Origin of the sequence: Bacillus sp. SRB3LM (assembly GCF_015712745.1) — a bacterium.
Lineage (GTDB): Bacteria > Bacillota > Bacilli > Bacillales > Bacillaceae_G > Bacillus_A > Bacillus_A thuringiensis_K.
Genome location: NZ_VWVQ01000103.1, coordinates 882,501 through 887,500, shown reverse-complemented (window position 1 = coordinate 887,500; position 5,000 = coordinate 882,501). Strand labels below are relative to the sequence as shown.

Sequence of the window (5,000 nt, the reverse complement as noted above, 5' to 3'; positions counted from 1 at the left end):
GGTCTGAGGAATCTAGAAAACAACTTTTATCTAGTATCTCACACGATATCCGAACACCACTCACCTCCATTATTGGATATATCGATGCTTTAAAAGATGGGGTTGCTGCTTCTGAAATAGAAAAGCAAGAATATCTTAAAATACTTTATATGAAATCAAATAACTTAAAGCACCTAGTTGATGAAATATTCAATATGGCAAAGCTAGACGCTAATGAATTTCCACTAAAAGAAGAAAAACTCGACTTTTCTGAAGTTACTAGAGAAGCTTTGATCGAGTTTTTACCCGAACTCTCAAAACATAATATTAAACTACAAGTTCTTATACCAGAGTCTACTTGTCCTATCATTGCAGATCACCTAAGCCTTATGCGGATTATAGGTAACTTAATGAAAAATGCCATTTATTACGGAAAGAATGGGAAAACAATAGGAGTCGAACTACTAGAAACGGATGCAGCATATGAACTTCTTATTTGGGATAAAGGTCCTGGTATTCCAAAACATGATTTACAAAACGTATTCGAGCGAATGTACCGAAGCGAACAATCAAGAAACTCGTCTTTTGGTGGTAGCGGGCTCGGACTTTCTATTTCTAAAGCGCTCGTTGAGAGGAATGGTGGGCATATATGGGTTAAAAGTATTCCATGGGAACGAACCACTTTTGGCTTTTCCATTCCAAAACACAATACTTTTAAGAAATAGTTAAGAAATGATTAATATGCAGTTAAGCCTTCCTTTTTATCATGTAAATAAGAACTTATAGAAAGTAGGTGACTCCTATAAACACAATTATAAAAACGACTAATCTTACTAAAGTATATGGCAAGCAAAAATCCGTAGATAATCTAAATATTAACGTTCAACAAGGAGAAATTTATGGATTCATAGGACGTAACGGTGCTGGTAAAACGACAACCATTCGTATGCTGCTTAGTCTTATAAAGCCTACAAGTGGAACTATCGAAATATTCGGAGAGGACTTATTTCAAAATCAAAAAGATATTTTAAGTAGAATTGGTTCTATCGTTGAAGTTCCAGGGTTTTATGAAAACTTAACTGCAAAAGAAAACTTATTAATTAATGCAAAGATAATCGGGGTTTACAAAAAGAATGCTATTGAAGAAGCATTAGAAATAGTGGGCTTGCAGCATGAAACAAAAAAGTTAGTAGGAAAGTATTCTCTAGGCATGAAGCAGCGCCTAGGAATTGCACGCGCTCTTCTCCATTATCCCGAACTACTCATATTAGATGAACCGACTAACGGACTAGACCCCATCGGTATTAAAGAAATGCGAAAACTTATTCATTCTTTAGCTCAAGAAAGGAATATAACGATACTCATTTCTAGTCACATTTTAGCAGAGGTAGAACAGTTAGTTGATCGTATCGGAATTATTCACGAAGGAAGGTTACTAGAAGAAGTTTCTCTTGATAAGCTGCGCAAAGCAAACCGTAAGTACATAGAATTTCAGGTGAATAATGACAATAAAGCTGCGATGCTATTAGAAAATCAATTTCAAATTTTCGATTATGAGGTACATGATGAAGGGAATATTCGCATTTACTCTCATTTTGGGCAACAAGGATACATCAACAGAACATTCGTTCTTAATGATATCGAAGTATTAAAAATGATGATCAGTGAAGACAGATTAGAAGATTATTTCACCAAACTAGTTGGAGGTGGGACAATTGGTTAATCTACTCTATACAGAACTATTAAAACTAAAACGCTCTAATATGTTTTTAATTAGCATTATTGGAGCTGGTGTCGCACCTTTCTTAGTCGTAGTAGCCTCTTATATACATATAAAAACAAAACAGCCAACTCCGACTATTTGGTTCCACCAGTTATTCACTGACGTTAACTTATATACTACTTTAGTTATAGGATTCCCTTTATACGGAGTAGTTGTTGCTTATATGTTTACCCGCGAATATGCAGAAGATACACTAAAAAATTTACTAACTATCCCCGTGTCGCGCATTAGTTTTATTATAAGTAAGTTCATCATCCTCTTCCTTTGGATTATGATGCTAACTTTAGTCGCTTGGTCGCTTACTGTAGTATTAGGGCTATTGGGGAACTTCCCTGGTTTTAACATTACTTTACTTTTAGGTTCTTTCCTAAAATTTTTAATATGTGGTGGACTTCTCTTTCTATTGTCTTCACCTATTGTGCTATTAACTCTTGTAATGAAGAGCTATGTACCGCCTATTATATTAACAGTCATTATTACAATGATGAATCTTATGCTCGTAAACTCCAAACATAAAGATTTATTTCCGTGGACCGCTACTCTAGATATTGCAAATAATGAATTACAACCGACATATCCACCAGAGTATTCTTATATCATCATTGCAGCAACAGCAATTTTCGGATTTATTGCAACACTATTCTATTTTAAGAAAGTAGACATTCATTAATTTATAGGAGTGAAACTATGAGCGATATCATTATTGCCTTCATACTCGGTATTGTAGAAGGATTAGCTGAATTTTTACCTATATCCTCTACTGGCCACCTTATATTAGTCGGGCATTTATTAGGCTTTGAAGGAGAAAGAGCAAAAACGTTTGAAATTGTTATTCAGCTAGGCGCAATTTTAGCTATTGCAATTTTATATCATAAACGCCTCGTTTCTTTATGTAATATTAAGCCTCTTCTACGCAAAGAGAAAAAATTCAACGCGTTCCATGTATTTCTTGGCGTATTTCCGGCAGTAGTTGCTGGTTTGCTACTACATGATGTTATTAAAACTTACTTATTTCAGCCATACACTGTTGTGATTGGACTTGTAGCAGGAGCAATTCTTATGATCTTTGCAGAAGTAAAAAAGCAAGAAGCAACCTCCTATTCACTGGACGATTTAACGTACCGTCAAGCATTAACAATTGGATTATTTCAATGTTTAGCAGTATACCCTGGCTTCTCTAGAGCCGGCTCTACTATCTCTGGAGGTCTATTGGCAAAAGTAAATTATAAGACTGCATCTGAATTCTCTTTTCTAATAGCTCTTCCTGTAATGATTGGGGCTACAGGCTTAGACTTACTAAAAAGCTGGACGTATTTAAGTGTCGATGACATCCCTATGTTTGCGGTAGGATTCATTACCTCTTTTATAGTAGCGATGCTAGCGGTAGTAACTTTTCTAAAGCTTTTAGAGAAGATAGGTTTAAAACCTTTTGCATACTATCGTATTTTGCTGGCTATCTTATTTACGCTTTTCGTATTACTATAGATTCATATAAGTCACATATCATTAAACTGATATTCAATTTTAGAATATCGGTTTTTTATCTATTTCAACTCTAGTCTACTCACTTCAATATGGCATAGTGATAATAAACTACCATTAATAGTCTGAAGGTTCTTTAAGTAACTATATCCTTTATCATAAAATGCAATTGGAAAATTAAAGATCCCATATATGTACAGAACATATTTACAAACCATATTCATTCCACATAGTATCTTTAAAATTTGCAACACACTGATACAAATTTTAAATGAGCACAAAGACAGAATAAGTAAATAAATAAATCTCCTAGGAATTATAAAGCGACTAAATATTAATTAGAGTGAGGTGACGATAAAATGAATCAATTAGCACAGACATATTGGAATATTTATTGGGGAAACAACAAAAAACCAGAATCTGTTATAGCTTGGCAATTTGGAGATTCCCCTAATTATCTTGCACAACTAGTAATTGACGGTATTAAAACTGCTACATGCTCCGGTCACATTTTTTATGAATTAGAAAATGAACCGCTACCGACCACTAATGATTATAGTATTATACTTAATAGTAATGATGAACCTGTAGCTATTATTAAGATAATAGAAGTAACTGTAACACCAATGAATGAAGTAAGCGAAGAATTCGCTATCGCTGAAGGCGAAGGAGATCGTACTTACAATTACTGGAGAGACACCCATGTTCGTTTTTTTACAAAGGAACTAAATGAGCTTGGTCTTAATTTCTCTGAAGATATGTTACTCGTCTGTGAGCGTTTTGAACTTGTTGATGTGAACAATAAAGTGAAATTATAAAAAACTGAGATTTACCACCCATTCTTATTTTTATAAAACACAAAAAAGACAAGTCATTCTGACTTGTCTTAAAGTTGCTTGGCGACGTCCTACTCTCACAGGGACAAGGTCCCAACTACCATCGGCGCTAGAGAGCTTAACTTCCGTGTTCGGTATGGGAACGGGTGTGACCTCTCTGCCATCATCACCAAACTATGAAGGCATATTCCTTCAAAACTAGATAACATTTGCTACATATTATATGGTTAAGTCCTCGATCTATTAGTATTCGTCAGCTCCACATGTCACCATGCTTCCACCTCGAACCTATCAACCTGATCATCTTTCAGGGATCTTACTAGCTTACGCTATGGGAAATCTCATCTTGAGGGGGGCTTCATGCTTAGATGCTTTCAGCACTTATCCCTTCCGCACATAGCTACCCAGCTATGCCCTTGGCAGAACAACTGGTACACCAGCGGTGCGTCCATCCCGGTCCTCTCGTACTAAGGACAGCTCCTCTCAAATTTCCTACGCCCACGACGGATAGGGACCGAACTGTCTCACGACGTTCTGAACCCAGCTCGCGTACCGCTTTAATGGGCGAACAGCCCAACCCTTGGGACCGACTACAGCCCCAGGATGCGATGAGCCGACATCGAGGTGCCAAACCTCCCCGTCGATGTGGACTCTTGGGGGAGATAAGCCTGTTATCCCCGGGGTAGCTTTTATCCGTTGAGCGATGGCCCTTCCATGCGGAACCACCGGATCACTAAGCCCGACTTTCGTCCCTGCTCGACTTGTAGGTCTCGCAGTCAAGCTCCCTTATGCCTTTGCACTCTACGAATGATTTCCAACCATTCTGAGGGAACCTTTGGGCGCCTCCGTTACACTTTAGGAGGCGACCGCCCCAGTCAAACTGCCCACCTGACACTGTCTCCCGGGTCGATAAGACCCGT

The 5,000-nt window shown here is 37.4% G+C and carries 5 protein-coding genes and 2 rRNA genes (2 of these 7 cut by a window edge); 5 read left to right on the top strand and 2 right to left on the bottom strand.

Going from position 1 to position 5,000, the window contains the following annotated elements; all coding sequences use genetic code 11:
• From F3I02_RS31635 to F3I02_RS31615, 5 genes are all read left to right on the top strand, one after another.
• Positions 1 to 704, top strand: the 3' portion of a protein-coding gene (locus F3I02_RS31635) for a sensor histidine kinase (protein ID WP_000686997.1). Its footprint begins 310 nt before the window's first position; only the last 704 of its 1,014 coding nucleotides appear in the window; its start codon lies off the left edge, out of view; it ends in the stop codon at positions 702 to 704.
• Positions 705 to 772: 68 nt separating this feature from the next.
• Positions 773 to 1,702: an ABC transporter ATP-binding protein gene (locus tag F3I02_RS31630; RefSeq protein WP_000187942.1), complete on the top strand. Its 930-nt coding sequence runs from the start codon at positions 773 to 775 to the stop codon at positions 1,700 to 1,702.
• Positions 1,695 to 2,432 carry an ABC transporter permease gene (locus F3I02_RS31625; protein WP_000247721.1) on the top strand — a complete coding sequence of 246 codons (738 nt, stop codon included), beginning with the start codon at positions 1,695 to 1,697 and terminating at the stop codon, positions 2,430 to 2,432. The genes F3I02_RS31630 and F3I02_RS31625 overlap by 8 nt, the downstream gene beginning before the upstream one ends.
• A gap of 17 nt (positions 2,433 to 2,449) precedes the next feature.
• Entirely contained in the window at positions 2,450 to 3,247 is a 798-nt protein-coding gene (gene uppP, locus F3I02_RS31620; protein WP_001279961.1) for an undecaprenyl-diphosphate phosphatase UppP, read from the top strand.
• Between the two features lie 356 nt (positions 3,248 to 3,603).
• Positions 3,604 to 4,062: an ASCH domain-containing protein gene (locus F3I02_RS31615; protein ID WP_001072426.1), complete on the top strand. Its 459-nt coding sequence runs from the start codon at positions 3,604 to 3,606 to the stop codon at positions 4,060 to 4,062.
• Positions 4,063 to 4,138: 76 nt separating this feature from the next.
• On the opposite strand, the gene rrf is transcribed toward F3I02_RS31615, so the two are convergent.
• Positions 4,139 to 4,254, bottom strand: a 5S ribosomal RNA gene (rrf, locus tag F3I02_RS31610).
• Between the two features lie 49 nt (positions 4,255 to 4,303).
• A 23S ribosomal RNA gene (locus F3I02_RS31605) occupies positions 4,304 to 5,000 on the bottom strand; it runs 2,226 nt beyond the window's last position.